Genomic DNA, 2,106 nt, shown 5'->3' on the forward strand with positions numbered 1-2,106 from the left:
TACGGAGGAAATATCGTCAATGAACTGACAGGCGTGAACGATGCAAAACGTGCCGCAACAGGTGTCGATCCGATCACAGGTGAAGAACTCACCGCAGGACAGCGAGTCGCCGCAGGCGGCATGGCAGCAGCAGGATACATCCCGATCGTCGGATGGGCAGGACGTATTTTCAAAGGCGGAAAAGCCGTCTATAAAACGACTCAAGCCACGTCCGCCGCAGTCAGAGCGGTCGACATTTACAAGACATCACAGAAGTCTTTCGATGCGTTGAAAACATCACAAAAAGGTTTATACGGCATCACCGCAACCAATGGCTTCAGCGAAGCGATCACAGGCCGAGATATGTTTGGAAATAAGATCTCGAAAGAACAACAGGAAGCGAGTATGAATGCGGCTCTGGGGATGCTTTTACCGTTTGGGGCGAAAGGATTTCATGGTAAGATGGGAGTTAAGGGTACGGTAAAAGGGAATAAACTTAAAGAAGTTAAGGAAATTGACTTTGGAAGGCATATAGTAAAAGGTCAAAATGGCAAGAAGCAACTTATCCCAAATACAAAGTATGTAACCAACGATAACTACAAATATACTACTGATGAACTTGGACGTATTAAAAATGTAAATGCTCCCGAACTTGTATTGAAAAAGGCTGATAGAAATAAATATGCTCAGGCAAATGTAGGAGGAAGAGACAGATTACCGGATGATGATGGTGGACATTTGATAGGAGCTCAATTTAACGGTCCACCTGATATCGACAATCTTGTTCCACAAAATAGCCAGATTAATAGGAGGGGTGGGGTTTGGTATGAAATGGAGACTGAGTGGGCTAATGCATTGAAAGAGGTACCGCCCAAAAAGGTCTCTGTTAATATTGACCCGAACTATTCTATTAAATCAATGCGACCTGATTCATTTATGGTCGAATATGAAATTGAAGGGCAATTCCCAGTTATTCGCGAGATTGCAAACAAACCAGGAGGCTGATATTAATGAGTTTTGAAACAGAATTAAACCGGTTATATAAAGAAATTGCACAACAGGTTAATGATATGATTCCAACTGAATGGGATAACTTCTGGTTTAATGGTGAGGTTAAGGATGAAGAAGGAGGAGTTTTCTTCTTTTTCAAGCCTAAAGGTGAGGAACAGCACATTTATTCACATTATATTCCGAAACTATACAGTGTAGACAAGAGGGCATATAATAATGAGTTACATAGACTATTCCAACTTACTGTTGAACTTCAAAAAGTTTTTATTGATAATGACCAAGAACCATGGTTTTCAGTAACATTAATTTTAGATCATACAGGTAAATTAAACGTACATTTTGATTATACAAACTGGCATGAAAGTGGATTTGGACCAACAGATAGAATTAAGTATTTTGAATATAAATATATAAACCAAAATGAAGCACAGCAAGATTTAATAGAAAGAATGCAGAAATTTGAAGAAGAGTAAGCAGAAAGCACTTGGTTGCCGATAGGCAACAGGTGCTTTTTGACGTTTTTTCTATAGGGAGGAAAACTCATGATTGTATACAATGGACCAGTTGAAAACCCAGGAGAAGAATTTATTAAAAATATTTTCTTTGAAAAAGAAGCGGATTATTGGAAACAAGGAAGTGGAGATTCTTGTTTTGAGGTAGAAGGAGAAGATGAATGGCTTATTTTCTTTTATGATGAGCCATATGGATTCTTTATCATGAGACATCCTGATTATTTAGTCCCTTTGAAAAAGGATGTTGAAATAGAAACAATAGAGCATTTGGTTGGTGGAGAACCAATGAAAGTACCATCATGCAGTTATGTAAGTCGAGAAGAAGCATATAGAATTGTTCAACACTTTTTAAGTACAAAAACTATGCCTGATTTTGTTGAATGGGTTGATTTATATGACATCGATTTTGAACATGATTTTTAAAAATAGAGTGTCCATCTTTATGGGCATTTTTTTATTTGCATTGCAGAGAAAGAGCCGACAAAACGGAGGATAAAATGGGGATCTTTTTTCCTGAGTGGATCATCGTATGATAGAGACAAGCAAAACGAACGCATTGAGCACTATTGAGAAGCAAACTTCTGAATATCTAAAAATCAAAAAA

The 2,106-nt window shown here is 38.0% G+C and carries 3 protein-coding genes; all 3 read left to right on the top strand.

Annotated features, from left to right (window positions below; all coding sequences use genetic code 11):
• Window positions 1-984: DNA/RNA non-specific endonuclease (locus tag ACTJKA_RS19825; RefSeq protein WP_440607922.1), on the top strand; the 984-nt coding region annotated here is incomplete at its 5' end.
• A 5-nt stretch (window positions 985-989) separates the two neighbouring features.
• Window positions 990-1,463 (top strand): immunity protein YezG family protein, encoded by a 474-nt coding sequence (locus ACTJKA_RS19830; RefSeq protein ID WP_171465959.1) that lies wholly within the window; start codon window positions 990-992, stop codon window positions 1,461-1,463.
• 69 nt (window positions 1,464-1,532) lie between these two features.
• Entirely contained in the window at window positions 1,533-1,925 is a 393-nt protein-coding gene (locus tag ACTJKA_RS19835; RefSeq protein WP_265154212.1) for a hypothetical protein, read from the top strand.
• The last annotated feature ends 181 nt before the right edge of the window (window positions 1,926-2,106 follow it).

It is taken from the genome of Bacillus sp. 22190, from assembly GCF_052045575.1.
GTDB classification, from domain to species: domain Bacteria; phylum Bacillota; class Bacilli; order Bacillales; family Bacillaceae; genus Bacillus; species Bacillus altitudinis.